Consider the following 25,400-nt stretch of genomic DNA (forward strand, 5'->3'; position numbering starts at 1 on the left):
ATGCGCCAGCATCGTCCCCCTGATACCTTCCCTGACTTTGGCCCGCCATGACCCTGCTGCACTGGACCCTCCCCCTGCCCGCCGGCTACCGCCGCGACGATGTCATCGCCTTCCACAGCCGGGATACGCAAGCCGTGGCGGAGCAAGTCACGCCGACAGGCCTGCGCAAGGGCATCCTGCTTGCCGGCGTCCCCGTGGTACTGGACGTGGCGTTCACGCAGGATGCCGCCATCTGCCAGGCAGACCTCGACGACAATGACGACACCGTCGCCGACCTGCAAACGCCGCTGCACGGCGCCCTGCTGAACATCCTCGGCCTGCGCATCGACCCGCAGCCGTTCGCGCAACTGGCCGCCGCCGACCCGCTGCTGGCGCCCTTGATCCACGTCAATCCGGGCTTGCGCATCGTGCAGTCGGCCAGCCCCTTCGAGGCGCTGACCTGGGCCATCATCGGCCAGCAAATCAACCTGCCGTTCGCCATTTCCCTGCGCCGCACCTTCATCGTGCAGGCGGGACGCCAGCATGGCAGCGGCTTGTGGTGCTACCCGGAGGCGCGCGACGTGGCGCGGCTATCCGTCGAGGATTTGACGAGCCGCAAATTCTCGCGTGCCAAGGCGGAAACCGTGCTGCGCCTGGCGCATCTCGTCAACGATGGAGAACTGTCGCTGGAGCTGCCCCCTTCCGGCGACGTGGTGGCCATTTCGCAGGCGCTGCTGGCCGTGAAGGGCATCGGCCCGTGGACCGTCAACTATGCGCTGCTGCGCGGCTATGGCTATGCCGACTGCTCGCTGCACGGCGACGTGGCCATCCGCGCCGCCCTGCAAAAGCTGCTCGGCGAAGAGGTCAAGCCGGACATGGCGCGCACGGAGCAGTGGCTGCGCCAGTACGCGCCGCACCGCACCATGGCCGCCGCCCACCTGTGGGCCAGCCTGCACGCGCCGGAAAAAAATATTTTGCCGGCCGGGGAATAAACGGCGGGCGGCACGCGTCTATCCCTTGCAAGCCCCCAAAACCTCAAGGAGACCACCATGCGCTTTACCACTTTTGCAGCCACCGCCCTTTGCACCGCCTTGTCCGCCCCGCTGGCCTTTGCCGCCGACGTCATGCCCGCCAACGGCATGCTGGTCAACGCCAGCGGCATGACCGTGTACGTGTTCGACAAGGATGTCGCCGACAACGGCAAGAGCGCCTGCAGCGGCGGCTGCCTGGTGGCCTGGCCCGCCGTCATCGCCACCGAAGCGGCGCCCGCCGCCCCGTATGGCAGCATCAAGCGCGAAGACAACGGCGCCATGCAGCTGACCTACAAGGGCAAGCCCCTGTACCTGTACAAGGAAGACAAGAAACCGGGCGACGCGGCCGGCGACAATTTCAAGAACGTGTGGCACATCGTCAAGCCTTAAGCACGCCATCCCGCCGCCACGATGACCACGCAAGAGGACAGCCGCCAGCTGCAAGCCTGCCTGCCCGGCCTGCGCCGCTATGCGCGCGCGCTGGCGGGCGCCGCGCACGCGGACGACCTGGTGCAGGACACCGTGGAGCGGGCCTGGCGCAAGTTCGACCAGTGGCAGCGCGGTGGCGAGATGCGGCCCTGGCTGTTTTCCATCATGCATAACCTGCATGTGGATCAACTGCGCCGCCCCGGCCTGGCGCTGCAGGAACTCGACGACGACGCCCTGCTGCCCGCGCCGGAGCGCGCGCCAGGGCAGGCCATCGCCATCGGCGAAATGGACGCGGCGCTGGCCCGCTTGCCGCTGGGGCAGCGCGAAGTCATCCTGCTCGTCGCGCTGGAACAGATGCCGTACGAGCAGGTGGCGTCCACGCTGGGCATCCCCATCGGCACCGTCATGTCGCGGCTGTCGCGCGGGCGCGAGCGGCTGCGCGAACTGCTCGACGGCCGCCCCGCCGGCAGCCATGGCGCCCCTACCCTGAAAGTCGTGAAATGACAACGCAAGCCATCAGCGAAGCGCAATTGCACGCCCTGGCCGACGGCGTCCTGCCCGAGGAGCAGCGCGCGGCCATCGACGCCCACCTGCGCGCGCATCCCGAGGACGCAGCCAGGGTGGATGCGTGGCGCGAACAGAACCGGCAATTGCGCGCCCTGTTCGATCCCGTGCTGGACGACGCCGTGCCGCCGGCCCTGCGGCAGGCGGCATCGCCAGCGGCGGCGAACGGCGCCTGGCGTCGCCCCGCCATGCAGGCGGCAGCGGCCATCGTGCTGCTCATCGCCGGCGGCGCGGGTGGCTGGCTGCTGCGCGGCGGCGACGGCACGACCGCCAGCGCCAGCCCCCTCACCCTGGCGCGCAGCGCCGCCATCGCCCATGCCGTCTACACGCCCGAAGTACGCCACCCCGTCGAAGTGGGCGCGGCGCAGGAAGCGCACCTGGTGCAATGGCTGTCGAAACGCCTGGGCACGCAACTGCAGCCGCCCGCGCTGTCGCCACTCGGCTATCATCTGATCGGCGGGCGCTTGCTGCCCGGCGATGGCGACGGTCCCGTGGCGCAATTCATGTACGAAGATGGCGGTGGCAAGCGCCTGACCCTGTACGTGGCCAAGGAACGGGCGGGCAGGCAGGAAACGGCTTTCCGCTATACGCAGGAAAAGGATCTGAGCGTGTTTTACTGGATCGACGGCCAGCTCGGTTATGCCCTCTCGGCGAGCCTGCCCAAACGGGAACTGGGCAAGATCGCCGACGCCGTGTACGCGCAGCTGGAGCAAGCCCGCTAAGCCCCTTCATCCATGCGCAAGTGCGCTGAACGCCAGCCCGGCATCAGCCCAGCGCGCGCTTGAGTTCCGCATACGCGTCGACCAGCCGCTCCTTCGAATAACCGCGATTGAGGCCACTCGGATTGGGCAAGATCCACACGCGCGCGCCGCCGAAGCGCTCTGACTGCTCGCCCCACGCCAGCTGGCGTTTTCCCGTCATCGCCGCGTAGGCGGCCTTGCCCAGGAAGGCGATCCACTGCGGCTGCGCCCATGCCAGCTTGTGCCGCAGGCCCGCCGCCGCTTGCGCAAATTCGTCCGCCCCCACCTGGTCCGCGCGGCTGGTCGGGCGCCCGACGGCCGCCGTCAAGCCCAGCCCGAAACCGAGCACGCTGGCATCGTCCTGCGGCGCCACCAGGTGCGGCGTGAACCCGGCCAGGTGCAGCACGGGCCAGAAGCGGTTGCCGCGGCCGAGAAAATGGTGGCCGGCCGCCGCCGCATCCACGCCGGGATTGAGGCCGCAAAAAACCACCTGCAAGCCGGGAGCCAGGATGTCGGGCAAGCCCGGCGCCGTTGTGAGGTATGTCATGGAAAACTCCGATATCAGAAGCCGCAGTATGCCACCGCCGCCATCTCCTGCAGCGCAGGGCGACCGGTGCTACCATCCCCTACTGATGAGCTAATCCGTTTGGCGGATGGCCGTCGCGCTGTCCCGCACCATCCCCACTCCGAGGAATACACATGACGACCCTGACCATCAATGGCAAGCAGCACGACCTTGCACTGCCTGAAGACACGCCCCTGCTGTGGGCCCTGCGCGACGAACTGGGCATGACCGGCACCAAATTCGGCTGCGGCATGGCCCTGTGCGGCGCCTGCACCGTGCACCTCGATGGCGAAGCCATCCGCTCCTGCGTGACGCCCATGTCGGCCGCCGCCGGCAAGAAGATCACCACCATCGAAGCGGTGGGCGAAGACAAGGTCGGCCTTGCGCTGCAACAAGCCTGGCAGGAACACGGCGTGCCACAATGCGGTTACTGTCAGGCCGGGCAGATCATGTCGGCCACGGCCCTGCTGCACAAGACGCCAAGACCGAACGACCAGCAAATCCGCGAAGCGATGAGCGGCAATATCTGCCGCTGCGGCACCTACACGCGCATCCATGCGGCCATCAAGCAGGCTGCAAGCAGCATCCACGCAAAAGGAGCGGCCAAATGAGCATCCATGACACTGCCGCCGCACATTCGCCTGCGCGGCGCAACTGGCTCAAGGCCGCTGGCGCGCTGGCCGGCTTGACCCTGGTGGCCGGCCCTTCCGGCCTCGTGATGGCGGCCGATGCCGTCAAATACGGCGGCGACAATATGGCTGGCGGCGTGGTCGACGACACCCTGGTCTTCCTGTCGATCGGCGCCGACGGCATCGTCACCATCGTGGCGCACCGCTCCGAAATGGGCCAGGGCATCCGCACCAGCCTGCCCATGGTGGCGGCCGACGAACTGGGCGCCGACTGGGCGCAGGTGCGCGTGCAGCAGGCGCCCGCCGACGAAGCGCGCTACGGCAGCCAGGATACGGACGGTTCGCGCAGCATGCGCCACTCGTTCCGCGCCATGCGCCACGTGGGCGCCACGGCGCGCCTGATGCTGGAAACGGCGGCCGCCGTGCGCTGGGACGTACCCGTCACCGAAGTGAAAGCCGTCAATCACGCGGTCGTGCATGCGGCCAGCGGACGCTCGCTGTCCTTCGGGGCGCTGGCCGAAGACGCGGCCAAGTTGCCCGTGCCGCCACGCGCGCGCATCAGCCTGAAAACGGCGGGCGAGCTGCGCTACATCGGGCAAACCAGCACGCGCGGCATCGACTTGCACGACATCGTCACGGGCAACACCCACTTCGGCATCGACACGCGCCTCGATGGCATGGCGTACGCCGTCATCGCCCGTCCGCCCGTCTTCGGCGGCAAGCTGAAAAGCGTGGACAAGACGGCGGCCCTGAAAGTGCCGGGCGTGCTGCGCATCGTCGAACTGGCGGGCAGCCCGCCGCCGGCCATGTTCAATCCCCTGGGCGGCGTGGCCGTCATCGCCAGCAACACCTGGGCCGCCATCAAGGGCCGCGAAGCGCTGGTGCTGGAATGGGAAGATGGCCCGAACGGCGGCTACGATTCGAAGGCCTTCCGCAAGACGCTGGAAGCGGCCGTGCGCCAGCCGGCCAGCCCGGCGCGCGACCAGGGCAAGACGGTGGCGACGCTGGCCGCCGCTCCCGCCGCGCGCAAATTCAGCGCCGAGTACTATCTGCCCCACCTGGCCCACGCCACCATGGAGCCGCCCGCCGCCACCGTGCGCATCGCCAACGGCAAGGCCGAAGTATGGGCCTGCGTGCAGGCGCCGCAGGCGACGCGCAGCAACGTGGCCAAGGCCCTGGGCCTGACGTATGACGACGTGACCGTCCACGTGACCCTGCTCGGCGGCGGCTTCGGGCGCAAATCGAAACCCGATTTCGCCGTCGAGGCGGCGCTGCTGTCGAAAGCCATGGATGGCGCGCCCGTCAAGCTGACGTGGACGCGCGACGACGACCTGCAGCACGACTACCTGCATACGGTATCGGTCGAACGGCTGGAAGCGTCGCTCGATGCGAAAGGCATGCCGACGGCCTGGCTGCACCGCACGGCCGCGCCCACCATCACGTCGACCTTCGCCGCCGGCGCGAACAAGCAGGCGCCGTTCGAACTGGGCATGTCGGCCATCAACGTGCCGTTCGCCATTGCGAACATCCGCGTCGAGGTGCCGGAAGTGCCGGCCCACACGCGCATCGGCTGGTTCCGTTCCGTGTCGAACATCCCGCACGCGTTTGCCATCCAGTCGTTCACGGCCGAACTGGCGCATGCGGCGAAGAAGGACCACCGCGACTACCTGCTGGCGCTCCTGGGTCCCGCGCGCAAGATCAACCCGGCCGACCTGTCCGACGGCTGGAACTATGGCGAAGATCCGGCGAAGTATCCGGTCGATATCGGCCGCATGCGCCACGTGATCGAGCTGGCGACGGCCAAGGCGGGCTGGGGCCGCAAGCTGCCCAAGGGACGGGGCCTGGGTCTGGCCGTGTCCTACAGTTTCGTCACCTATGTGGCGGCCGTGATCGAAGTGGAGATCAATGCGGCCGGCGAAGTCATCGTGCCGAGGGTCGACATCGCCATGGATTGCGGCCCGCAGATCAACCCGGACCGCGTGCGCTCGCAGATCGAGGGCGCCTGCATCATGGGCCTGTCCCTGGCCATGAGCGGCGAAATCAGCTTTAAAAATGGCCGGGTCGAGCAAAGCAATTTCCACGACTACGCCGTGCTGCGCGCGGCCGACGCGCCGCGCGTGATCCACACGCACCTGGTGCCGGGCACCCTGGACATGGAGCTGGGCGGCGTGGGCGAGCCGGCCACGCCGCCCATCGCGCCCGCCCTGTGCAACGCCATCTTCGCCGCCACGGGCAAGCGCATCCGCGCCCTGCCCGTGGGCATGCAACTGGCGAAGAAAGGCTAGCCGCGCCGCGCCGCCGGCAACTGCAGCAGCAACGCTGCGGCGGCGACCAGGGCGGCGCCGGCCGCCAGCAGCCACATGGGCCAGTCCAGCAGGAGCAGCACCCCGCCCGTGGCGGCGCCGATGGCGCTGCCCAGGTATAGCGCCGATTCGTTGAGGGCGATGGCAAGGTTGCCGTCGCCCTGGCGCGCACGCACGGCCAGCAGTTGCTGGTTTTGCGGCACTTGCAGGGCCCAGCCAGCCGCGCCCCACAGCACGATAGGCGCCAGCATCAGCCAGGCCGACCAGCCGGCCGCCAGCGGCAGCGCGCCCAAGGCGAGCGCCAGCAGCAGCAAGATGAGCCAGGTCAGTTTCGGCGCCGCCACCTTGTCCGCCCATGGCCCGACCAGCACGCTGCCAACGATCCCCCCCACGCCCCACGCCCACAGGAAGGGCGTCGCGGAGATCGCCAAGCCCTGCGCCGACCACGCCAGCAGCGGCGCGATGAAGGTGTACATGCCCAGGCTGGCGATGGCCGCCAGCAGCGACACGAGCAGGATGGCCAGCACCTGCCCGTCGGCCAGCAAGGCCAGCTTGCGGCGCAGCGAAATGGCCGGCGCGGACGATGCGGCAGGCAGCGCGGGCAGCTTCCACAGCAAGCCCGCCAGCGCCAGCGCACCGAGAAGCGCCACCAGCCACAGGGCCGCGGCCCAGCCCAGCTGCTGCGCCAGCAGCAAACTCAAAGGCACGCCCAGCACCGTGCCGCCCGCCATGCCGCCCATGATCGCGCCGATGGCCTTGCCCCGCTGCTGGGGCGCCGACACGCCGGCCGCCGCCGCGATGCCCAGCGCCAGGTACACGCCCGCACCGATGCCGGCGATGGCGCGCCATGCCAGCAAACCGCTGAAACCGGGCGCCAGCGCGCTGGCCCCGTTCGCCAGCACGAACACGCCCAGGGCGATCAATAGGCCGGAGCGCTGCGCGCGCGCCGGCAGCAAAGCCACCATCAGCGGCGAGCCGAGGCCATAGGCCAGGGTAAACGCCGTCACCAGCTGCGCCGCCATCGCCAGGGAAACGGAAAACGCGCCGGCGATCATCGGCATCAGGCCTGCCGTCACATACGACGCCATGCCCAGCGCGAACGCGCCCACGGCGATCAGGTAGACGGTGGCGGGCAGCACGGCGGCGGAAGTGCCAGTACTGGCGTGAGAAGAATAATCGGACATGGGCAAGCCTTCGGGAAGAAAGCAGGCATTCTGGAATACAATATAAACAATTACAATTTAACTGTTTATGCTATTACTGATAGCAACAGGCTTACCTGAAAGGCAGCACCATGCGCACTTTGGCCCGCACCCGCCACGAACTGGCCGCCTACCTGCAGGCGCGCCGCGCACGCCTGTCGCCGGAAGACGTGGGTTTGCCCGGCGGCGGGCGGCGCAGGACGCCCGGCTTGCGCCGCGAAGAAGTGGCGGCGCTGGCCGGCGTGGGACTGACCTGGTACACCTGGCTGGAGCAGGGGCGCGACATCGGCGTCTCCAGCGCCTTTCTCGACAAGCTGGCCGAAGTGCTGAAACTCGATGCGGGCGAACGCCGCCACCTGTTCCTGCTCGCGCATGCGCGTCCGCCGGCCGAAGAAGGCAAGACGTTTTGCGTGGTGCCGCCGCTGGTGCGCCGCCTGATGCACGAACTGGCGCATCCCGCGTATGTGCTCAACCTGCGCTGGGACGTGCTGGCGTTCAATGCGGGCGCGGACGCCCTGTTCGGCTTCGGCGCGCATGTGCCGGCGCGGCGCAATCTGCTGTGGCTCTTGTTTACCGATCCGCTGCTGCGCTCGCGCTTCATCGGCTGGGAAGAGCAGGCGCCGCTGATGCTGTCGAGCTTTCGCCGCGACTATGCGCGCGCCACGCAGGAAGCGGACATCCATGCGCTGGTGGACGAACTGGAAAAAGTCTCGCCCGAATTCAAGCTGTGGTGGCGCCGCCACGACGTGCATGCGCCATGTGCCGGCGTGCGCTGCCTGGACGTCGGCGGCGAAGGCATCGCGTATGAGCACACCTCGCTGACCATCGATGCGGACCGCCACCTGCGGCTGGTCGTGTATGCGCGCCAGCTGCTAGAGTAAACACCGCCGCACAACGAAAAAACCGCTGACCCTCTTGCGAGGAATCAGCGGCTTCGAATTGGTTGCGGGGACAGGATTTGAACCTGTGACCTTCGGGTTATGAGCCCGACGAGCTGCCAGACTGCTCCACCCCGCAGCAGAATTATATACCAGATTGTTGCGAGGCGTAAAGGGCAAGATTTGACAATTGCATGCGCGCCCCGCCTCGCGAAGATTGCCGATAGGCAGATGATGGGGTGCGCCAGGCGGAAATGAAAAAAGCCGCCGATCTTTTGCAAGAATCAGCGGCTTTCCGGTATTGGTTGCGGGGACAGGATTTGAACCTGTGACCTTCGGGTTATGAGCCCGACGAGCTGCCAGACTGCTCCACCCCGCACAAGAATTATAAGGGCAAACGGGTGGCTTAGGCAATAGCTATCTCAACTTAGGCTGCAATAGAGCTATTTAATTAAAAACCCCGGCCAATTGCCGATTGGCATTGTGTCCGCCCGTCACGCCACGCCGCACGCAATCGGTGTACAGTAAGCGGTGTACAGTAAGCGTTACACTAGACATCATTCTTTTCCTAAGCCCGCCCATGAAATTCTGCTCCGAATGCGCCCATCCTGTCAGCCTGTCCATCCCGGAAGGCGACAACCGTCCACGCTATGTGTGCGCCAACTGCGACGCCATCCATTACCAGAACCCGAAAATGGTGGTCGGCTCGATTCCCGTCTGGGAAGAGGATGGCCAGTTGCAGGTCTTGCTGTGCAAACGGGCCATCGAGCCGCGCCTGGGCTACTGGACCCTGCCGGCGGGCTTCATGGAAAACGATGAAACGACGTCCGATGCGGCCGAGCGCGAAACGGTGGAGGAAGCGGGCGCCAATATCGAACTGGGGCCCCTGTTCTCGCTGCTGAACGTGCAGCGCGTGCACCAGGTGCACCTGTTCTACCTGGCGCGCCTGCGCGACCTCGATTTCGCGCCGGGCATCGAAAGCCTGGACGTGCAGCTGTTTACGGAAGCGCAGATTCCCTGGGACGACCTGGCCTTTCCCACCATCCGCGCCACCCTGGAACTGTTCTTTGCCGACCGCGTGAAAATCCGCGAAGGCGGCAGCTACGGCGTCCATACGGGCGACATCACGCGCCCGATGGCGCGCACGGATGCAGAATAAGCTCCCCTCACCTGCCACCTTTGACGCCGCATGATTCCCTGGCTCGACATCCACACCCCGTTCCCCGACGTCTCGCGCGCCCTGACCGACGAGGCGCCCGGCCTGCTGGCGGCCGGCGCAGACCTGTCGCCCGCGCGCCTGCTCGACGCCTACCGGCGCGGCATCTTCCCCTGGTTTTCCGAAGGCCAGCCTATTTTGTGGTGGAGCACCGATCCACGCATGGTGCTGATGACGGAGCATTTCAAGGTCTCCGACAGCCTGGCCAAGGCGATCCGCAAGGTCGAACGCAGCGCCGCCACGGACGGGCGCTGGCAGCTGCGTTTCGACGGCGATTTCGACGCCGTCATGCGCGCCTGCGCGGCGCCGCGCAAGGATGGCCCGGGCACGTGGATTTCCGATGAAATCATCGCCGGCTACACGGGCTTGCACAAGCTGGGCTACGCGCACTCGTCGGAACTGTGGCTGGACGGGGAACTGGTGGGCGGCGCGTATGGCGTGTCGATCGGGCGCATGTTCTATGGCGAATCGATGTTCGCGCGCGTGACGGATGGCTCGAAGATCGCGCTGGCGCACCTCGTGCGCTTTTTGCAGGCGCGCGGCGTGGCCATGATTGACTGCCAGCAAGAAACAAGACACCTGGCGTCGCTGGGCGCGGCGCCCATTTCGCGCGCGCGCTTCCTGGCCCACGTGCGCGTCGCCATTGAAGCAGCGCAAATCACGGATTGGCAGGCTGCACCGCGGGCATAAAAAAGCTATGATATCTCCACGCAGACTTCCATTGCCGCGGACAGACCAGACAGGATCAGCATGACGCACCTGAACGAACTACCGTTTGCCACCCTGCAGTTCTACACGACGGCGCCCTACCCGTGCAGCTACCTGGACGACCGCCAGGCCCGCTCGCAGGTGGCCACGCCCTCGCACCTGATCAACAGCGACGTGTATTCGGAACTGGTGCGCAACGGCTTTCGCCGCAGCGGCATTTTTACTTACCGCCCGTATTGCGATGGCTGCCAGGCCTGCATACCCGTGCGCGTCGTGACGGGCGAGTTCACCCCGAACCGCAACCAGCGCCGCGCCTGGAGCCGCCACGCCGACCTGCAGGCGGGCGTGGCCACCCTGTCCTTCCTCGACGAGCACTACGAGCTGTACCTGCGCTATCAGAGCACGCGCCACGCGGGCGGCGGCATGGACCAGGACAGCCGCGACCAGTACGCGCAATTCCTGCTGCAAAGCCGGGTCAACACGCGCCTGGTGGAGTTTCGCGATGCCGAAGGCATCCTGCGCATGGTCAGCATCATCGACGTGCTGGCCGACGGCCTGTCGTCCGTCTACACCTTTTTCGATCCGGACGTGCCGGGCGCCTCCTACGGCACCTACAACGTGCTGTGGCAAATCGCCCAAGCGCGCGAACTGGGCCTGCCCTACATCTACCTGGGCTACTGGATAAAGCAAAGCCCGAAGATGGCGTATAAAATCAATTTCAAACCCTTGGAGGCGCGCATCAAGGGGCAGTGGGTCATCCTGTAAAAAAAGGGGCTTGCGCCCCTTTTTTCATGCCTGCCGTACCGGCTTACCTGCTCTTGTCCGGAAACGCAGGACGCTTGGGCTGCACGGGCGGGTTCTTCGCCAGTTCGGCCTGGATCACCTCGATCGCCTTTTCCAGCTGCGGATCACGTCCGGCGATGACGTCGGCCGGCGTTTGCTCGACGTCGATATCGGGCGGCACGCCTTCATTTTCCACGCCCCAGCCATTCTCGCGCGTCCAGAACGCCAGGTTCGGCGCCGTGATGAAGCCGCCGTCCATCAGCACGGGGAAGCCCAGTACGCCCACCAGGCCGCCCCACGTCGCCTTGCCGATCAGCGGGCCCATGTTGTTTTTGCGGAACATCCACGGTAGCAGGTCGCCGCCCGAACCGGCCGTCTCGTCGATCAGCATGGCGCGCGGCCCCTGGATCGACGCGGACGGCGTCTTCATGTCGGCGCCATAGCGCATGGTCCACCAGGCGATTTCCTTCTTCTGCAGGATCTCGATGTAGTAATCGGCCACGCTGCCGCCGCCGTTGAAACGCTCGTCGACGATGATGGCCTGCTTGTCCGCCTGCGGGAAGAAATAGCGCTTGAAGTAGGTATGGCCCAGCCCCGCCGTGTTCGGCACGTACACATACGCCACCTTGCCGCCCGTGGCCGCATTGACCTTGCGCATATTGCCTTCGATCCAGTCGCGGTTGCGCAAGGCATCCTCGGTCGGGACGGGCACCACGGTGATCGTGCGCGCGCCCTTGCCGTCGGCCGACGGTCCCACGGTCAGGTCGACGGCCTTGCCGGCCGTGTTCTCGAAGGCGCTGTAGATATTCGTCGGCGGCAGCAAAGGACGGCTGTCGACGGCCAGCAGGTATTCGCCCGCCTTGACGTTCAGGCCCGGCTCCGTCAGCGGCGCGCGCAGGGCCGGATTCCAGTTCAAGCCGCCATACACCTTCTTGAAGCGGTAATGGCCGTCGCGCACTTCATAATCGGCGCCCAGCAAGCCCCCCGGCACCTTCTTCGCCTCGATAAAATCGTCGCCGCCGCCGCCCCGGTGGTGGCCCACGGCCAGTTCGCTGCACATCCACTGTATCAACCGGTTCAGGTCCGCGCGGCTGGACAGCTCGGGCAGGAAGACGGCGTACTTGTCGCGCATGGCCTTCCAGTCCACGCCATGCATGCCCGGGTCATAGAAATAATCGCGGTTGATGCGCCACACCTCGTTGAAAATCTGCGTCCATTCGGCGCGCGGATCGGCCTTCACTTCGATGGCGTCGACCTTGATCTTGCCCTCGCCTGGCGCCAGCAGCTTGCCCGTGGCCGACCCCATGGCCCAATTGTCCTTCTGGCGATACAGCAGCTTCTTGCCGTCGGCCGAGACTTCGAAATCATCGGCTTCCGCCACCACGGTTTCCGCCTTGCGCTCCTTCAGATCGAAGCGCTGCACGGCCTTCTTGCCGTCGCTTTCGCGCAGCAGGAAGATTTGCCCCGCAGCGCCAGCCGTCAGGCTGGAGAATTGCGCGGCCGGCAGCGGCAAGTCGACGATGCGCGTGGCGATGCCGTCGAAATCGATGTGGATCGGCGCCACCGGCGCCACGACCACTTTCGGGTCGTCGCGCCCCGTCTTCGGGTCGACCTTCGGCTCGCTCTTCGCTTCCGCTTCCCCCTTCGCCGTGTCTTTTTTACTCTCCGCGCCGGCGGCCTTTTCCTCGTCGCTTTCCTTGATCAGGGGCGACGGCAGGTCGCGCCGCAGCACGGCCATCCACACGGTGCGCGTCACCAGATTGTCTTCGTTCTGCTGCGAGAACCAGTTGTTGCTGGGGCCAGCATTCGTCGAAGCGAAGAAGTACAGGTATTTGCCGCTCTTGTCGAACACGGGCTGGGCCACGTCGGACAAGCCGTCGGTCACGGGCATCGACTTGTTCTGCTCGACGGAATAGATGTAGGCGCTGCGCGTGTAGGTGGGAGAATTGAGCGTATAGGCCAGCCAGCGCGAATCGGGCGCCCACGAGGCGCGCATGCTCTTGTCGACGCCATACATCGGCTCCGTGGCGATTTTTTGCACCTTGCCGTTGCCGACATCGATCACATACATGCTCCAGCCATTGTCGGCAAACACGATCTTCCGGCTGTCGGGCGACCAGACGGCGCTGTCATAGAAACCGCTGCCATTGAGCTTGAGCTTTTTCACGGCGCCCTTGCCGTCCTGCGAGCGCACATGCAGTTCATATTCTCCCGACTCGTCCGAGAAATACGCGACCGAGCGGCCATCGGGCGACCAGATCGGCGTGCGCTCGTGGGCGCCGGCCGTCTGCGTCAGGTTGCGCACGTCGCCCTTGTCGGCGGGGATGGTGACGATCTCGCCCCGGTATTCGAAGGCGATGCGCGCGCCCGACGGCGAAATCGATGCGTCGCGGATGTATTTCGCGTTCTTGACCCAGCGGGGGCGCGCCTGCCCCAGGTCGCTGGCCACGGCGATGGCCAGCTTGTGCGCCTGGCCGCTGGCGATGTCGAGCGAGTGCAGATAACCGGCCTGCTCGTAGACGATGGTGCCGTTCGCCGCCGACGCGTTCAGCACGGGGAAATCCTTGTGCTGCGTCAACTGGCGCACGGCTTTCGTCTTGACGTCGTAGGCAAACAGGTTGAATTCGCCGTTGCGGTCCGAGCGGAAGTACACGGTATCCTTGATCCACATCGGATCGACGTCGTTCGAGCGCGTCGTCGGCTGGGGGATTTTTTCAATCGATTTGTCGCTGGACGAAAACAGCCACAGCCAGGAATTGGTGCCGCCCCGGTAGCGCTTCCACTGCTTGAAGGCGGGCGCCAGCGGGTTGTAGGCGATGCGCTGGCCATCGGGAGAATACGTGGCGCGCGACGCGTTGGGGATTTCCAGCTGCGTTTCCACGCCGCCCGCCACCGGCACCGTGAACAGCTTCTGGAAGCGGTTGTTGAAGGCGGCGCGGGGCGAGGTGAACATCACGGACTGGCCATCGGGGGTGAACGATTGCGCCAGATCAACACCCGGGTGGAAGGTCAGGCGGCGCGGCACGCCGCCGGCAGCCGCGATCACATACACGTCGACATTGCCGTCGATGTTCGCGCTATACGCGATCAGGCTGCCGTCGGGCGAAAACACGGGGTTCGATTTGTCGCCCAGGTCGGAGGTCAGGCGCCGCGCGCCGCCGCCGTCCAGGTTCGACAGCCATACGTCGCCCGCATAGATGAAGGCGATGTGGCGGCTGGAGACGGCCGGTTCGCTCAGCATGCGGGTGTCTTGCGTATTGGGCAGTGCCAGGGCCGGATGGCTCAGCAGCAGTGCGCTGGCGGCTGCGATGGCGGTCAGGATGCGTGTCTTTTTCAATCGATGTCTCGCTTATGAAGTCAACAGAACAAAGAAAAAACAGGAAGGTCCACGGTCGAATGCGAATTAGCAAGGATTCAATATTGCATTAGACCAACAAGAACTATACACCCGGCAGCCGCGCGGAACACGGTAAAATACGCCACTTATTTCGCGCGCCGCCAGCCCTTCCCGGCAGCCCGCATACCTACTCAAAGCGCCCCATGTCTGAAAAATTCCTGTACTCCCTCGCCCGCCCCTTGCTGTTTTCGATGGATGCCGAAGCGGCCCACCATCTCACCCTGCCCGCCCTGAAACGCGCCAGCGCGCTGGGCCTGACGAAGCTGGCCGGCAAACCGGCGGCGGACCCGCGCACGGTGATGGGCATCACCTTCCCGAACCCGGTCGGCCTGGCCGCCGGCCTGGACAAGGACGGCGCCTATATCGACGCGCTGGCCGACCTGGGTTTTGGCTCCATCGAAGTGGGCACCGTCACGCCGCGCGCGCAGGCGGGCAATCCGAAACCGCGCATGTTCCGCCTGCCGCAGGCGCAGGGCATCATCAACCGCATGGGCTTTAACAATGGCGGCGTGGACGCGTTTGTCGCCAACGTGCAGGCGTCGAAGTTCTACCAGAACCGCGCTGGGGTACTGGGCCTGAACATCGGCAAGAACGCCGACACGCCCATCGAGCGCGCGGCCGACGACTACCTGCTGTGCCTGGAAAAAGTCTACCCCTACGCCAGCTATGTGACGGTGAACATCTCGTCGCCGAACACCAAGAATTTGCGCCAGCTGCAGGGCGCGTCGGAACTCGACGCCCTGCTGTCGCAGCTCAAAGATGCCCAGGCGCGCCTGGCGGACAAGCACAAGCGCTACGTGCCGCTGGCCCTGAAAATCGCGCCGGACATGGATGGCGAACAGGTGAAGAGCATCGCCGAGTCGCTCACGCGCCACCAGATCGACGGCGTCATCGCCACCAACACGACCCTGTCGCGCAGCGCCGTCGAAGGCATGCCGCACGGCGCGGAAGCGGGCGGCCTGTCGGGCGCGCCCGTGTTCGAGCTGTCGAACAATGTCATCCGCCTGCTGAAGGCGGAACTGGGCGACGCGCTGCCCATCATCGGCGTGGGCGGCATCATGCAGGGCAGCGACGCCGTGGCCAAGTTCGAGGCGGGCGCGCAACTGGTGCAGCTGTACAGCGGCCTGATTTACGCCGGTCCCGCGCTGATCAAGGATTGCGCGCGCGCGCTGCACGGCAAGCAGGCCCGCTAAGGACGGCGCATGGAAAAGGTCAAGCTGGGTACCAGCAGCCTGGAAGTCAGCAGGATCTGCCTGGGCACGATGACCTTCGGCGAACAGAACACGGAAGCCGAAGCGCACAGCCAGCTCGATTACGCGCTGGAACGGGGCATCAACTTCATCGACACGGCCGAGATGTATCCGGTGATGGCCAGCGCGCAAACGCAGGGCAGCACCGAGCGCCACATCGGCAGCTGGCTGAAGAAAAGCGGCAAGCGCGGCAACATCGTGCTGGCCAGCAAGGTGGCCGGGCCGAATTCGCGCATGCACTGGATACGCAAGGGCAAGACGGACCACGACGCGGTCAACATCCGCGCCGCCGTCGAAGACAGCTTGCGCCGGCTGCAGACGGAGCACATTGACCTGTATCAATTGCACTGGCCCAGCCGCAACCTGCCCATCTTCGGCGCCAGCGTGTACAACCCGCGCAAGGAGCACGCTTGCGTCGCCATCGAAGACACGCTGGCCGTGCTGGGCAAGCTGGTCGAGGAAGGCAAGATCGGCCACATCGGCGTGTCGAACGAATCGTCGTGGGGCGTCTGCGAATACATCAAGCAGGCGGAACTGAAGGGCTTGCCGCGCATCGCCTCCATCCAGAACCTGTACAACCTGACGGCGCGCCATTTCGAGACGAGTTTGCTCGACGAAACCTGCCACCGGGAAAATGTCAGCTTGCTGGCCTACAGCCCGCTGGCGTTCGGCCAGCTGACGGCGAAATACCTCGACGATCCGCAGGCCAAGGGCCGCCTGACGCGCTTTCCGGCCGGCTGGAGCCCCCGCTACGTGCGCCCCGCCACCATCGCGGCCGCCGGCCAGTATGCGGCGCTGGCCCGCGCGCACGGCTTGACGCCGGCGCAACTGGCGCTGGCCTGGTGCTACACGCGCTGGTTCGTGGCCTCGACCATCATCGGCGCCACCAGCGTGGAGCAGTTGCAGCAAAATATCGACGCCCATCAAGTCACCCTGTCGCCGGAACTGGTGGCGGCCGTCGACGCCATCCACGCCAGCGCGCCCAATCCGGGGCAGTAACCGCCCTGCGTCTGGCGGCGCATGCCGCCGCCAGGCTCCCCCCTCTCGTCGCAATAGTCGTATTTATACAACAGCTGGCAATTTACTGCTGTGCAGCATTGCGGCCTTGCCTTGCCCGGTCGTATGCTGGAAACGAGGCCATATGCGCTACTCGCGCCATGTTGACGTGTTTCAGATATTTATTGCATATCGATAGACAGAACGATTCGTAAGCACGCCACGTGCCCACTGTTAATCTGATTTCATCGTCGGACCGCCATGGTCCGCGTAACCACCAACCGAAGAGATATCGTCGATGAGTTCAAGCAACGCCCGCTCCCAGCTTCCCGCCCTGCCCGTGAAAACCGTTATCGCCGCCAGCCTGATCGCCTGCTTCAGCCTGCCCATGCAGGCGCAAGCGCAGCAAGAGCTGCCGGCCGAAGGCGAATTGCAATCGGTGGTTGTCACCGGCACCTTCGCCAAGAACCGCCGCACCATCGATTCCGAATCGCCGATCGACATCCTCACCTCGCGCGACCTGCAAAGCACGGGCTCGGCCGAACTGGCCACCGTGCTGGCGCGCCTGCTGCCATCGATGAACTTCCCCCGTCCGACGGGTGCCGATGGCAGCGACGCCGTGCGCCCTGCCCAGCTGCGCGGCCTGTCGCCCGACCAGACCCTGGTGCTGGTGAACGGCAAGCGCCGCTACACGTCGGCCGTCGTCAACGTCAACGGCACCCTGGGCCGCGGCTCGGCGCCTGTCGACCTGAACGCCATCCCCCTGGCCGCCATCGACCACGTGGAAGTGCTGCGCGATGGCGCGGCGGCCCAGTACGGTTCCGATGCGATTGCCGGCGTGATCAACATCATCCTGAAAAAAGGCGCGGCCGGCGGCGACGTCGAAGTGGGCTATGGCCAGACGCAGGAGCGCGACGGCAAGCAGAAATCCATCAAGGGTTCGGCCGGCTTTGCCCTGGGCGACGACGGCTGGGTGCGCGTCTCGGCGGAAGTGGCCGATCGCGGTCCCACCAACCGCGCCGGCCGCGATTTCAGCAACCCGCTGGAACCGCGCTACGGCAAGGTCAACCTGCGCTACGGCGATGCCGAGAGCAAACCGGCTACCGTCTTCATCAACAGCGAATACCATCTCGGCGACAACCTCGACTGGTATGCCTTCGGCGGCTACGGCCAGCGCGACACCTCGGCCGGCGCCACCTGGCGCGCAGGCCTGGTGAAGGACAAAAATGGACAATACGTCACCCGCTCGTCGATCTTCCCCGAAGGCTTCCTGCCGATCCAGAACAGCACCCTGACCGACCAGTCGCTGGTGACAGGCTTGCGCGGCGAGGCGGCCGGCTGGCGTTGGGATGCCAGCCTGAATTACGGCAGCAACAAGTTCAAGCTGGATCTCGACAATACCGTCAATTTCGACCTGGCTGCCGCCAGCCCCACGCACTTTTATGTGGGCTCGCTGAAAAATGAGCAGACCGTCCTGAATCTCGACGCGGCGCGCGAATTTCCCGTCGCTTACTTTACGGGGCCGCTGACGGTGGCCGTGGGCGCCGAAGCGCGCCATGAAAAATACACGATCGGCGCTGGCGAGCAAGCATCGTATACCGGTACCGGTTCGCAGGGCTTTGCCGGCTTCCGTCCCGAAAACGCGGGTAGCCACAGCCGCCACAATGAATCGATCTACGTCAACCTGGAAGCGGAAGCGACGAAAAAACTGTCCGGCGGCGTGGCCCTGCGCCATGAGCGCTACAGCGATTTCGGCAGCACCACCTCAGCCAAGGGTTCGGCCCGCTATGCCTTCACGGACGCCCTGTCCCTGCGCGGCACCGTGTCGAGCGGCTTCCGCGCACCATCGCTGGCGCAGCAGTACTACACCATCACCACCACCAACTTCCAGGTCATCAATGGCACGAATACGGCCATCGAAACGGGCACCTTTGCCGTCAACACGCCGCAGGCGCGCGCACTGGGCGCACAGGACCTGAAGGCGGAGAAAGCCCGCAACTACAGCCTGGGGCTGCAATTCCAGCCCACGCGCAACTTCACGACGACGATCGACGCCTACCGCATCGACATCGATGACCGCATCCTGTTTTCCTCCAATCTGATACTCAGCACTACTTTGAAAAACATCCTCGCCGCGCAAGGCACGCCGGTGGGCGCAGGACGCTATTTCACCAACGCCGTCGATACGCGCACGGAAGGCGTGGATATCGTCAGCACCTACCGCATCGACTTGCAGGACAAGGACCGCCTGGACTTGACCGTGGCCTACAACCACAACAAGACCTCGGTACAGAAACTGGCGGACAATCCGGCCATCCTGACGGCCAACGACCTGAAACTGATCGACCGCCAGACCATCCAGCGCGCCACCGTCGGTTCGCCAAAGGACAAGTTCAGCCTGGCCGCCGACTACAGCGTCGGCATCTGGAATGCGCACGGCGTCGTAACGCGCTACGGCAGTTTCATCGTGCCGCAAAACAATGCCCTGCAAGACCAGCATTACGATCCGCAATGGGTGCTGGACGTGTCCGGTTCCGTGAAACTGGGCAAGAACTGGCGCCTGGTGGCCGGCATCGACAACGTCACCAACCGCTATCCTGACCAAGTCACCAGCGTGGGCAACTTCAACAATGGCGGCACCCAGCCGTACAGCGGCTTCGCGCCGAACGGCTTCAACGGCCGCTATTACTACGCCAAGGCCGGCTATAGCTGGTAAATGGCACTCTGCCATGCAAAAAGCCTGGAACGCATCGCGTTTCCAGGCTTTTTTTTCATGCGTCAGCGCATGCGCCCTCAGGCGCTGCAGGCTCAGGCGCGGCGGCGGCGCGCGGCAAATCCGACCAGGCCAATGCCCAGCATCAGCATGCCGTAGGTCGCTGGCTCAGGCACTGCCGAAACCGAATTGAACGCGCGGAAATTGCTCAGGCCACGCGGCAGGTTGGCAATGGTGACAACCGTATTGGCGGCCAGCGGCGTGTCCCAGTGGAACAACAGTTCGCCACGGCCATAATGCACGGCCAGGTAGTCGACGCTGGAGTTGACGGTGAACGAACCAGAATTGCTGCTGGCCAAGTCGCCCTGGGCGGCAAAGACCAAGGAGCCGGTACCGCTGGACGGCAGGCCAAACGTGCTGCTGACCAAACTCTGGATGGCGGCCGCGCTTTGCGCGCCGGGCGGGTTGGCGCCGTCATAGACCCAGACCGAGTCCGCTGCCACGCTGCCATAGGTGACGGTCTTGCCGCCCACCGAAAAGCCCGTCATGGCAGGATCGGTGATTTCCACCCAGCTCGCCGCCTGGGCCAATGGCGCCAGGCAAGCCGCAGCGGTCAGGCAAAGACCCAGCAACGCACGTTTGGTCATGTTCATATATTCCCCTGATATAAATATTTCAATAATTGCAATATTAATTATTTTTCTATCACTTTCACATCGCAGAGCAAAAGATATCATTCAGGAAATAGAAATGCAATAAAAGAAACAATTTTTACCATTGGCATTTTCAATTGGCCTTATCGATTTATGGCCGGTGCCTGCTATCGCGGGGCATGCCGCCCTCCCTGCCATGTCCGGGCGCCGCTCCTGGCAGCAGGATTGTTGCAGATCGGCACATGCCAGATAGCGGTGTAGCCCTGCGGCAACGGCAAGCCTGAAGGTAGGCGTGGTCATCCTGGCACGCAATCGGCTACCATGGGTGTTACTCTTCTTGATAACGGATCACCATGCCCAGCTGGCACCTGGCCGACGCCGCCGAACTGGCGGCGCGCCATCCCTACACCTTCTACAAATCGCCGCCCGAGGCCATCGCCCAGGTGCGCCCCGGCGAGGTGGTCAAGCTGATCTTCGCCTTCCACAGCGACGATCCGCAGGCGCCGGGCGCCGAGCGCATGTGGGTGCTGGTCGACACAGTCGAGCCGCACGGACACTTCACCGGCAAGCTCGACAACACGCCAGGCTACATCCGTGATCTGCAAGCCAAAGACCCCGTCGCCTTCGCGGCACGCCACATCATCAATACGCAGCACGACGATGACGACAACCTCGTCAACCGCTATGCGGGCCTGTGCTTCGTGACGAAAAAAGTGCTGGAAGACGGCGCGCCTGTCGGCTATCTGTACCGCGAGGAACCGGACAACGCCGACGACAGCGGCTGGCGCTTCACGGCGAATGATGAAAGCGACGACTACATCAACGACAGCGCCAACGTGGCCCTCGTGTCGCTGGGCGCCGTGCTCGGCGTGGACGACCGCTTCATTGCGCTGCTCGATGCGCCCGCCGGGTCGGCGTTCGCCTTTGACCACGACACCCAACAATTCATGGCGGTTGACGAATGACAAGTGATGAACTGAAAGACGTTTGCGCGGCCCTGCCCGGCGCGCAAGCCGTGTTGTACGGTGCGCCGTCGAACATCCTCGTGTATGAAGTGGCGGGGAAAAAATTTGCGTACTTCAAGACCAGCATGCCGGAACAGTGGCGCTTCAGCCTGCGCGCCAGCGCCGGGCGCTTTATCGAGCTGACGGACATGCCCGGCGTGAAACCGGCCCGTTACATGGGCCGCTTTCACTGGGTGACCATCGTCGACGTGGCGCACTTCCCGGCCGATTACCTGGCGGAACTGGTGCAGGATAGCTACGCGCGCGCCGTGGCCAGCCTGACGCGCGCGCAAAGGGCGGCCATCGCCTAGAGGGCGTCCTCGCCCGCCATCGCGCGGTCGATGTCTTCGCGCGTCAAGTCCGGCGCCAGCTGCAGGATGAACTCGTAGGCGTAGGCGCGCAGGTAGGCGCCGCGGCGCACGGCCAGGCGCGTCGTGTTGGTGGCGAACAGATGCGACGCTTCCACGGCCCGCAGCCCCTTGTCGCGGCCATGGTCGAAGGCCATCGAGGCGACGATGCCCACGCCCAGGCCCAGCGCCACGTATTGCTTGATGACGTCGGAATCCATGGCCGTCAGGATGATATCGGTCGCCACGCCTGCCTTGGCAAAGGCGTCGTCGATATGCCCGCGCCCCGTGAAACCCTTGTCGTAGGTAATCAGCGGATACTTCGCCAGGTCTTCCAGGCGGATGGGCGAGTGCTCGAGCAGCGGATGGCCGTCGGGCACGACGATCAGATGGCTCCAGCGGTAGCACGGGAACGACACCAGGTCGGGGAACTGGCTCAAGCCTTCCGTGGCGATGCCGATATCGGTCTTGCCGGACAGCACCCATTCCGCAATGTGCTCGGGCGCGCTTTGTTGTAGCGCAATACGCACGTCGGGGAAGGCGGCGCGGAAGCTCTGCACCACTTTCGGCAGCGCATAGCGCGCCTGCGTGTGCGTGGCCGCCACGGACAAGGTCCCGCTCGTCTGGCCGCTGTATTCGAGGCTGGCCTGCTGCAGGTTTTCCGCCTCGATCAAGAGACGGTCGACGATCTTCAGGATGCCCTTGCCCGGCTCCGTCAAGCCCGTCAAACGCTTGCCGTTGCGTTCGAAAATCACCACGCCCAGCTCGTCTTCGAGTTCGCGGATTTGCCGGCTCACGCCCGGTTGCGACGTGAACAGGGCGTTGGCCACTTCCGTCAGGTTATAGCCGCGGCGGGCCGCTTCGCGGATCGATCGCAATTGTTGAAAGTTCATGGCTATCCTGTATCAAGTTCGGGTGGGTTCAACAAATACATGGAGGCGTTTCGGGCGGACAACCAATGTCTCGCCTTCCTTCAGCTGCAGGTGGGTGAAACGCTCGTTCGACATCACCGCTTCGATCAGTTCGCTGTTATCCACGCGCTGCAAGTCCAGCTGGGCCAGCGGGCCGATGGCATGCGCGCGGCTCAGTTTCACCACGATGCCTTCCGCACCCTGCGTGTAGCGGTCGATTTCCAGGTCGTGCGGCCGCACATAGGCCGTGCCCTTGCTGTCGCTCACGCCCGCGTAATCGGGCACCTCGAAACTGGCGTCGCCCGTGGCCATCACGCCGTCATGCACGCGGCCGTGGAACAGGTTGACGTTGCCGAGGAAACCGTAGACGAACGGCGACGCGGGGTGGTTATAGACTTGCTCCGGGGAACCGAGTTGCTCGACCGTGCCCTTGTTCATCAGCACGACCTGGTCGGCCACTTCCAGCGCCTCTTCCTGATCATGCGTGACGAAAATACTGGTGACGTGCAAGTCATCATGCAGGCGGCGCAGCCAGCGGCGCAATTCCTTGCGCACCTTGGCATCCAGGGCGCCGAACGGCTCATCCAGCAGCAGCACGCGCGGCTCGACGGCCAGCGCGCGCGCCAGGGCGATGCGCTGGCGTTGCCCGCCCGACAATTGCGGCGGATAACGGTCGGCCAGCCAATCGAGCTGCACCAGCTCCAGCAAATCTTTTACTTTACGGCGGATCTGGTCTTCCGACGGGCGCTCGCTGCGCGACTTCACGCGCAAGCCGAAGGCCACGTTCTCGAACACGGTCATGTGCTTGAACAGCGCGTAATGTTGAAACACGAAACCGACCTGGCGCTCGCGCACATGGCGGTTCGACGCGTCTTCCGCGTCCAGCAACACCTGGCCGCTGTCCGGATGTTCCAAGCCAGCAATAATGCGCAGCAAGGTTGTCTTGCCGCAACCGGACGGGCCCAGCAAGGCCGTCAGTTCGCCGGCTGGAAAGTCCAGCGAGATATTGTCGAGGGCGACGAAATCGCCGAAGCGCTTGTGGATGTTTTTAACTGCGATGGTCATATCAGTGCTCCGTGGAACGTAAGGCGGAATCGTCGGCGTTGCTCTCGTTCAAACGCCACTCAATGAAAGCTTTCAAGGCCAGGGTCACCAGCGCCAGCAAGGCCAGCAGGGAGGCGACGGCAAACGCGGCGGCGAAGTTGTACTCGTTGTACAGAATCTCCACCTGCAGCGGCATGGTGTTGGTTTCGCCGCGGATATGGCCGGACACGACGGACACGGCGCCGAACTCGCCCATGGCGCGGGCATTACACAGGATCACGCCATACAGCAGCCCCCACTTGATATTTGGCAAAGTCACGCGGCGGAAGGTGTTCCAGCCCGAGGCGCCCAGCACGATGGCGGCCTCTTCCTCTTCGCTGCCCTGCGACTGCATCAGCGGGATCAATTCACGCGCCACGAACGGGAAAGTGATGAAGATGGTGGCCAGCACGATGCCGGGCACGGCGAACAGGATCTTGATGTCGTGCGCCTGCAGCCACGGGCCGAACCAGCCCTGGGCGCCAAACATCAGCACATAGATCAGGCCGGAAATCACGGGCGAGACGGAGAACGGCAAGTCGATCAGGGTCAGCAAGATGCTCTTGCCGCGGAATTCGAACTTGGCGATGCACCAGGAAGCGGCCACGCCAAACACCAGGTTCAGCGGCACGGCGATGGCGGCCGTGATCAGGGTCAATTTAATGGCGGAAATCGCGTCCGGATCGATGATGGCGGCGATATACGCTTCCCAGCCCTTCTTGAACGCTTCCGCAAACACGGCCACCAGGGGCACGATCAGGAACGCCGTCAGGAACAGCAAGGCGACGGTGATCAGGACCGTGCGTACCCACAACGGTTCCAGCACGACGGGGCCGACATTCGGCTCGAAGCGGCGCACTGCCGGGCGCGCATTGTCCACGCCAGCGACGCTAGTCGTATTCGTACTCATGATTTCTTCGCCTTTCCGCGCGTCCATGCTTGCAGCAGGTTAATCGTCAACAACAGCAGGAAAGACACCACCAGCATCACCACGGCGATGGCCGTGGCGCCTGCGTAATCGTATTGTTCCAATTTAGTAATAATGAACAGCGGCGTGATTTCCGACACCATCGGCATGTTGCCGGCGATAAAGATCACGGAACCGTACTCGCCCGTGGCGCGGGCAAACGCCAGCGCAAAGCCTGTCAGCAAGGATGGCAGGATCGTGGGGAAGATGACGCGGATAAACGTTTGCAGCGAATTGGCGCCCAGGCTGGCGGCCGCTTCTTCCAGTTCCTTTTCCGCGTCTTCCAGCACCGGTTGCACGGTGCGCACGACGAAGGGCAAGCCGATGAAAGTCAGCGCCACCACCACGCCCAGCGGCGTGAACGCCACCTTGATGCCCAACACGCCTTCGATGAACTGGCCGAACCAGCCGTTCGACGAATACAAAGCCGTCAGGGTGATGCCGGCCACGGCCGTCGGCAAGGCGAACGGCAAGTCGACCAGCGCGTCGATGATGCGCTTGCCGGGAAATTTGTAACGCACCAGCACCCAGGCCAGGATGCCGCCAAACACCACGTTCAACAGGGCGGCGATCAGCGAAGCGCCAAACGTCAAGCGGTACGACGCCATCACACGGTCGGACGTGACGGCGCTGAAGAAGGCGTCCCATGTCATGGTGAAAGTTTTCAGGAACACCGACGACAGCGGAATGAGAACGATCAAGGCCAGATAAAAGAGCGTGAAGCCCAGTGACAGCTTAAACCCCGGCATGACCCGAAACGGCGCTCCGCGCGCCTTGAGCGGTGCTGCTGATGCTGCAGACATAGAAACTCCTTCTTATTACATTTTTGAGTTATAGAGTGCAATAATCACATGCAATCGTTATAAAAAGAACTAACCATTTCTCATTTGCTTAGATGGATTTTGCATACTTGCCGATGGAAATGCTGGGCGAAAAAAAACGCACCGGTGAGGTGCGTTTTTGTGGGAACAAGAGCGCCGAATAAAACGTTCAGGGCTAGGCGCCTTGCCGAAGACAGTACGAATGTACGGCGAGGCAATGCAACAACGCCA

General features: G+C 64.4%; 23 protein-coding genes and 2 tRNA genes. 15 read left to right on the top strand and 10 right to left on the bottom strand.

Annotated features, from left to right (window positions below; all coding sequences use genetic code 11):
• Nucleotides 1-47 precede the first annotated feature (47 nt).
• Genes O3299_RS14755 through O3299_RS14770 form a run of 4 tightly spaced genes read left to right on the top strand, consistent with a single transcriptional unit; the run spans nt 48 to nt 2,725 of the window.
• Entirely contained in the window at nt 48-971 is a 924-nt protein-coding gene (locus tag O3299_RS14755) for a DNA-3-methyladenine glycosylase (protein WP_305062575.1), read from the top strand.
• Between the two features lie 57 nt (nt 972-1,028).
• The gene (locus O3299_RS14760) at nt 1,029-1,400 is read left to right on the top strand and encodes a hypothetical protein (protein WP_305062576.1); all 372 of its coding nucleotides are present in this window, start codon (nt 1,029-1,031) and stop codon (nt 1,398-1,400) included.
• A gap of 21 nt (nt 1,401-1,421) precedes the next feature.
• Nucleotides 1,422-1,943, top strand: a complete 522-nt coding sequence (locus O3299_RS14765) for an RNA polymerase sigma factor (protein ID WP_305062577.1) — start codon at nt 1,422-1,424, stop codon at nt 1,941-1,943.
• Nucleotides 1,940-2,725 (top strand): anti-sigma factor, encoded by a 786-nt coding sequence (locus O3299_RS14770; protein WP_305062578.1) that lies wholly within the window; start codon nt 1,940-1,942, stop codon nt 2,723-2,725. Before O3299_RS14765 ends, O3299_RS14770 begins: the two co-directional genes overlap by 4 nt.
• 43 nt (nt 2,726-2,768) lie before the next feature.
• Here the strand turns inward: O3299_RS14770 and mug are convergent, their stop codons facing one another.
• Nucleotides 2,769-3,290, bottom strand: coding sequence for a G/U mismatch-specific DNA glycosylase (gene mug, locus O3299_RS14775; protein ID WP_305062579.1), 522 nt, complete (start codon nt 3,288-3,290; stop codon nt 2,769-2,771).
• Between the two features lie 152 nt (nt 3,291-3,442).
• Between mug and O3299_RS14780 the strand changes: the two genes are divergently transcribed.
• Nucleotides 3,443-3,919, top strand: coding sequence for a (2Fe-2S)-binding protein (locus O3299_RS14780; RefSeq protein WP_289903870.1), 477 nt, complete (start codon nt 3,443-3,445; stop codon nt 3,917-3,919).
• The gene (locus O3299_RS14785) at nt 3,916-6,222 is read left to right on the top strand and encodes a xanthine dehydrogenase family protein molybdopterin-binding subunit (protein WP_305062580.1); all 2,307 of its coding nucleotides are present in this window, start codon (nt 3,916-3,918) and stop codon (nt 6,220-6,222) included. Before O3299_RS14780 ends, O3299_RS14785 begins: the two co-directional genes overlap by 4 nt.
• Here O3299_RS14785 and O3299_RS14790 read toward each other — a convergent pair.
• Nucleotides 6,219-7,424 (bottom strand): MFS transporter, encoded by a 1,206-nt coding sequence (locus tag O3299_RS14790; protein WP_305062581.1) that lies wholly within the window; start codon nt 7,422-7,424, stop codon nt 6,219-6,221. The two genes, O3299_RS14785 and O3299_RS14790, sit on opposite strands and share 4 nt — an antisense overlap.
• Nucleotides 7,425-7,534: 110 nt before the next feature.
• On the opposite strand from O3299_RS14790, the gene O3299_RS14795 reads away from it, so the two are divergent.
• The gene (locus O3299_RS14795; RefSeq protein WP_305062582.1) at nt 7,535-8,323 is read left to right on the top strand and encodes a helix-turn-helix transcriptional regulator; all 789 of its coding nucleotides are present in this window, start codon (nt 7,535-7,537) and stop codon (nt 8,321-8,323) included.
• A gap of 59 nt (nt 8,324-8,382) precedes the next feature.
• Here O3299_RS14795 and O3299_RS14800 read toward each other — a convergent pair.
• Together O3299_RS14800 and O3299_RS14805 are read right to left on the bottom strand one after the other, a co-directional pair.
• Nucleotides 8,383-8,459, bottom strand: a tRNA-Met gene (locus O3299_RS14800).
• Nucleotides 8,460-8,622: 163 nt separating this feature from the next.
• Nucleotides 8,623-8,699, bottom strand: a tRNA-Met gene (locus O3299_RS14805).
• 201 nt (nt 8,700-8,900) lie between these two features.
• On the opposite strand from O3299_RS14805, the gene O3299_RS14810 reads away from it, so the two are divergent.
• From O3299_RS14810 to O3299_RS14820, 3 genes are read left to right on the top strand one after another with little or no spacing between them, the layout of a single operon-like run.
• Nucleotides 8,901-9,479: an NUDIX hydrolase gene (locus O3299_RS14810; RefSeq protein ID WP_099666811.1), complete on the top strand. Its 579-nt coding sequence runs from the start codon at nt 8,901-8,903 to the stop codon at nt 9,477-9,479.
• A 30-nt stretch (nt 9,480-9,509) separates the two neighbouring features.
• Nucleotides 9,510-10,226: a leucyl/phenylalanyl-tRNA--protein transferase gene (gene aat / locus O3299_RS14815; protein WP_305062583.1), complete on the top strand. Its 717-nt coding sequence runs from the start codon at nt 9,510-9,512 to the stop codon at nt 10,224-10,226.
• A gap of 60 nt (nt 10,227-10,286) precedes the next feature.
• Nucleotides 10,287-11,009 (top strand): arginyltransferase, encoded by a 723-nt coding sequence (locus tag O3299_RS14820; RefSeq protein ID WP_099666809.1) that lies wholly within the window; start codon nt 10,287-10,289, stop codon nt 11,007-11,009.
• Nucleotides 11,010-11,052: 43 nt separating this feature from the next.
• Here O3299_RS14820 and O3299_RS14825 read toward each other — a convergent pair whose 3' ends face one another.
• The gene (locus O3299_RS14825) at nt 11,053-14,364 is read right to left on the bottom strand and encodes a S41 family peptidase (protein ID WP_305062584.1); all 3,312 of its coding nucleotides are present in this window, start codon (nt 14,362-14,364) and stop codon (nt 11,053-11,055) included.
• 203 nt (nt 14,365-14,567) lie between these two features.
• On the opposite strand from O3299_RS14825, the gene O3299_RS14830 reads away from it, so the two are divergent.
• The 3 genes from O3299_RS14830 (at nt 14,568) to O3299_RS14840 (ending at nt 19,386) form a co-directional block, all read left to right on the top strand.
• Nucleotides 14,568-15,617: a quinone-dependent dihydroorotate dehydrogenase gene (locus O3299_RS14830; protein WP_099666807.1), complete on the top strand. Its 1,050-nt coding sequence runs from the start codon at nt 14,568-14,570 to the stop codon at nt 15,615-15,617.
• A gap of 9 nt (nt 15,618-15,626) precedes the next feature.
• Nucleotides 15,627-16,673, top strand: a complete 1,047-nt coding sequence (locus O3299_RS14835; protein ID WP_305062585.1) for an aldo/keto reductase — start codon at nt 15,627-15,629, stop codon at nt 16,671-16,673.
• A gap of 295 nt (nt 16,674-16,968) precedes the next feature.
• Nucleotides 16,969-19,386 (top strand): TonB-dependent siderophore receptor, encoded by a 2,418-nt coding sequence (locus O3299_RS14840; RefSeq protein ID WP_305062586.1) that lies wholly within the window; start codon nt 16,969-16,971, stop codon nt 19,384-19,386.
• Between the two features lie 92 nt (nt 19,387-19,478).
• Here the strand turns inward: O3299_RS14840 and O3299_RS14845 are convergent, their stop codons facing one another.
• Nucleotides 19,479-20,030 carry a PEP-CTERM sorting domain-containing protein gene (locus tag O3299_RS14845; RefSeq protein WP_305062587.1) on the bottom strand — a complete coding sequence of 184 codons (552 nt, stop codon included), beginning with the start codon at nt 20,028-20,030 and terminating at the stop codon, nt 19,479-19,481.
• Between the two features lie 359 nt (nt 20,031-20,389).
• Between O3299_RS14845 and O3299_RS14850 the strand changes: the two genes are divergently transcribed.
• On the top strand, nt 20,390-21,001 hold the full coding sequence (locus O3299_RS14850) for a DUF2185 domain-containing protein (protein ID WP_305062588.1): 612 nt from the start codon (nt 20,390-20,392) through the stop codon (nt 20,999-21,001).
• Nucleotides 20,998-21,351, top strand: a complete 354-nt coding sequence (locus O3299_RS14855) for an MmcQ/YjbR family DNA-binding protein (protein WP_305062589.1) — start codon at nt 20,998-21,000, stop codon at nt 21,349-21,351. Before O3299_RS14850 ends, O3299_RS14855 begins: the two co-directional genes overlap by 4 nt.
• On the opposite strand, the gene O3299_RS14860 is transcribed toward O3299_RS14855, so the two are convergent.
• From O3299_RS14860 to cysT, 4 genes are read right to left on the bottom strand one after another with little or no spacing between them, the layout of a single operon-like run.
• On the bottom strand, nt 21,348-22,280 hold the full coding sequence (locus O3299_RS14860; protein ID WP_070256667.1) for a CysB family HTH-type transcriptional regulator: 933 nt from the start codon (nt 22,278-22,280) through the stop codon (nt 21,348-21,350). The genes O3299_RS14855 and O3299_RS14860 overlap by 4 nt on opposite strands.
• Nucleotides 22,281-22,292: 12 nt before the next feature.
• Nucleotides 22,293-23,363: a sulfate/molybdate ABC transporter ATP-binding protein gene (locus O3299_RS14865; RefSeq protein ID WP_034747519.1), complete on the bottom strand. Its 1,071-nt coding sequence runs from the start codon at nt 23,361-23,363 to the stop codon at nt 22,293-22,295.
• Nucleotide 23,364: 1 nt separating this feature from the next.
• A complete protein-coding gene (cysW, locus tag O3299_RS14870) occupies nt 23,365-24,291 on the bottom strand; it encodes a sulfate ABC transporter permease subunit CysW (RefSeq protein ID WP_251350677.1) in 927 nt (308 codons plus the stop codon).
• A complete protein-coding gene (cysT, locus tag O3299_RS14875; protein WP_099408869.1) occupies nt 24,288-25,097 on the bottom strand; it encodes a sulfate ABC transporter permease subunit CysT in 810 nt (269 codons plus the stop codon). Before cysT ends, cysW begins: the two co-directional genes overlap by 4 nt.
• Nucleotides 25,098-25,400: the final 303 nt, after the last annotated feature.

The sequence above is a fragment of the Janthinobacterium sp. SUN176 genome, assembly GCF_030587335.1.
Classification (GTDB): Bacteria; Pseudomonadota; Gammaproteobacteria; order Burkholderiales; family Burkholderiaceae_D; genus Janthinobacterium; species Janthinobacterium kumbetense.

What these genes read in the sequence shown, in the direction of transcription:
- O3299_RS14755 (WP_305062575.1), top strand. Translation starts at nt 48, where the DNA reads ATGACCCTGCTGCACTGGACCCTCCCCCTGCCCGCCGGCTACCGCCGC.
- mug (WP_305062579.1), bottom strand. Translation starts at nt 3,290, where the DNA reads ATGACATACCTCACAACGGCGCCGGGCTTGCCCGACATCCTGGCTCCC.
- O3299_RS14780 (WP_289903870.1), top strand. Translation starts at nt 3,443, where the DNA reads ATGACGACCCTGACCATCAATGGCAAGCAGCACGACCTTGCACTGCCT.
- aat (WP_305062583.1), top strand. Translation starts at nt 9,510, where the DNA reads ATGATTCCCTGGCTCGACATCCACACCCCGTTCCCCGACGTCTCGCGC.
- O3299_RS14840 (WP_305062586.1), top strand. Translation starts at nt 16,969, where the DNA reads ATGAGTTCAAGCAACGCCCGCTCCCAGCTTCCCGCCCTGCCCGTGAAA.
- cysT (WP_099408869.1), bottom strand. Translation starts at nt 25,097, where the DNA reads ATGCCGGGGTTTAAGCTGTCACTGGGCTTCACGCTCTTTTATCTGGCC.
- O3299_RS14795 (WP_305062582.1), top strand. Translation starts at nt 7,535, where the DNA reads ATGCGCACTTTGGCCCGCACCCGCCACGAACTGGCCGCCTACCTGCAG.
- O3299_RS14820 (WP_099666809.1), top strand. Translation starts at nt 10,287, where the DNA reads ATGACGCACCTGAACGAACTACCGTTTGCCACCCTGCAGTTCTACACG.
- O3299_RS14835 (WP_305062585.1), top strand. Translation starts at nt 15,627, where the DNA reads ATGGAAAAGGTCAAGCTGGGTACCAGCAGCCTGGAAGTCAGCAGGATC.
- O3299_RS14785 (WP_305062580.1), top strand. Translation starts at nt 3,916, where the DNA reads ATGAGCATCCATGACACTGCCGCCGCACATTCGCCTGCGCGGCGCAAC.
- O3299_RS14760 (WP_305062576.1), top strand. Translation starts at nt 1,029, where the DNA reads ATGCGCTTTACCACTTTTGCAGCCACCGCCCTTTGCACCGCCTTGTCC.
- O3299_RS14850 (WP_305062588.1), top strand. Translation starts at nt 20,390, where the DNA reads ATGCCCAGCTGGCACCTGGCCGACGCCGCCGAACTGGCGGCGCGCCAT.
- O3299_RS14790 (WP_305062581.1), bottom strand. Translation starts at nt 7,424, where the DNA reads ATGTCCGATTATTCTTCTCACGCCAGTACTGGCACTTCCGCCGCCGTG.
- O3299_RS14810 (WP_099666811.1), top strand. Translation starts at nt 8,901, where the DNA reads ATGAAATTCTGCTCCGAATGCGCCCATCCTGTCAGCCTGTCCATCCCG.
- cysW (WP_251350677.1), bottom strand. Translation starts at nt 24,291, where the DNA reads ATGAGTACGAATACGACTAGCGTCGCTGGCGTGGACAATGCGCGCCCG.
- O3299_RS14845 (WP_305062587.1), bottom strand. Translation starts at nt 20,030, where the DNA reads ATGACCAAACGTGCGTTGCTGGGTCTTTGCCTGACCGCTGCGGCTTGC.
- O3299_RS14765 (WP_305062577.1), top strand. Translation starts at nt 1,422, where the DNA reads ATGACCACGCAAGAGGACAGCCGCCAGCTGCAAGCCTGCCTGCCCGGC.
- O3299_RS14830 (WP_099666807.1), top strand. Translation starts at nt 14,568, where the DNA reads ATGTCTGAAAAATTCCTGTACTCCCTCGCCCGCCCCTTGCTGTTTTCG.
- O3299_RS14770 (WP_305062578.1), top strand. Translation starts at nt 1,940, where the DNA reads ATGACAACGCAAGCCATCAGCGAAGCGCAATTGCACGCCCTGGCCGAC.
- O3299_RS14855 (WP_305062589.1), top strand. Translation starts at nt 20,998, where the DNA reads ATGACAAGTGATGAACTGAAAGACGTTTGCGCGGCCCTGCCCGGCGCG.
- O3299_RS14860 (WP_070256667.1), bottom strand. Translation starts at nt 22,280, where the DNA reads ATGAACTTTCAACAATTGCGATCGATCCGCGAAGCGGCCCGCCGCGGC.
- O3299_RS14865 (WP_034747519.1), bottom strand. Translation starts at nt 23,363, where the DNA reads ATGACCATCGCAGTTAAAAACATCCACAAGCGCTTCGGCGATTTCGTC.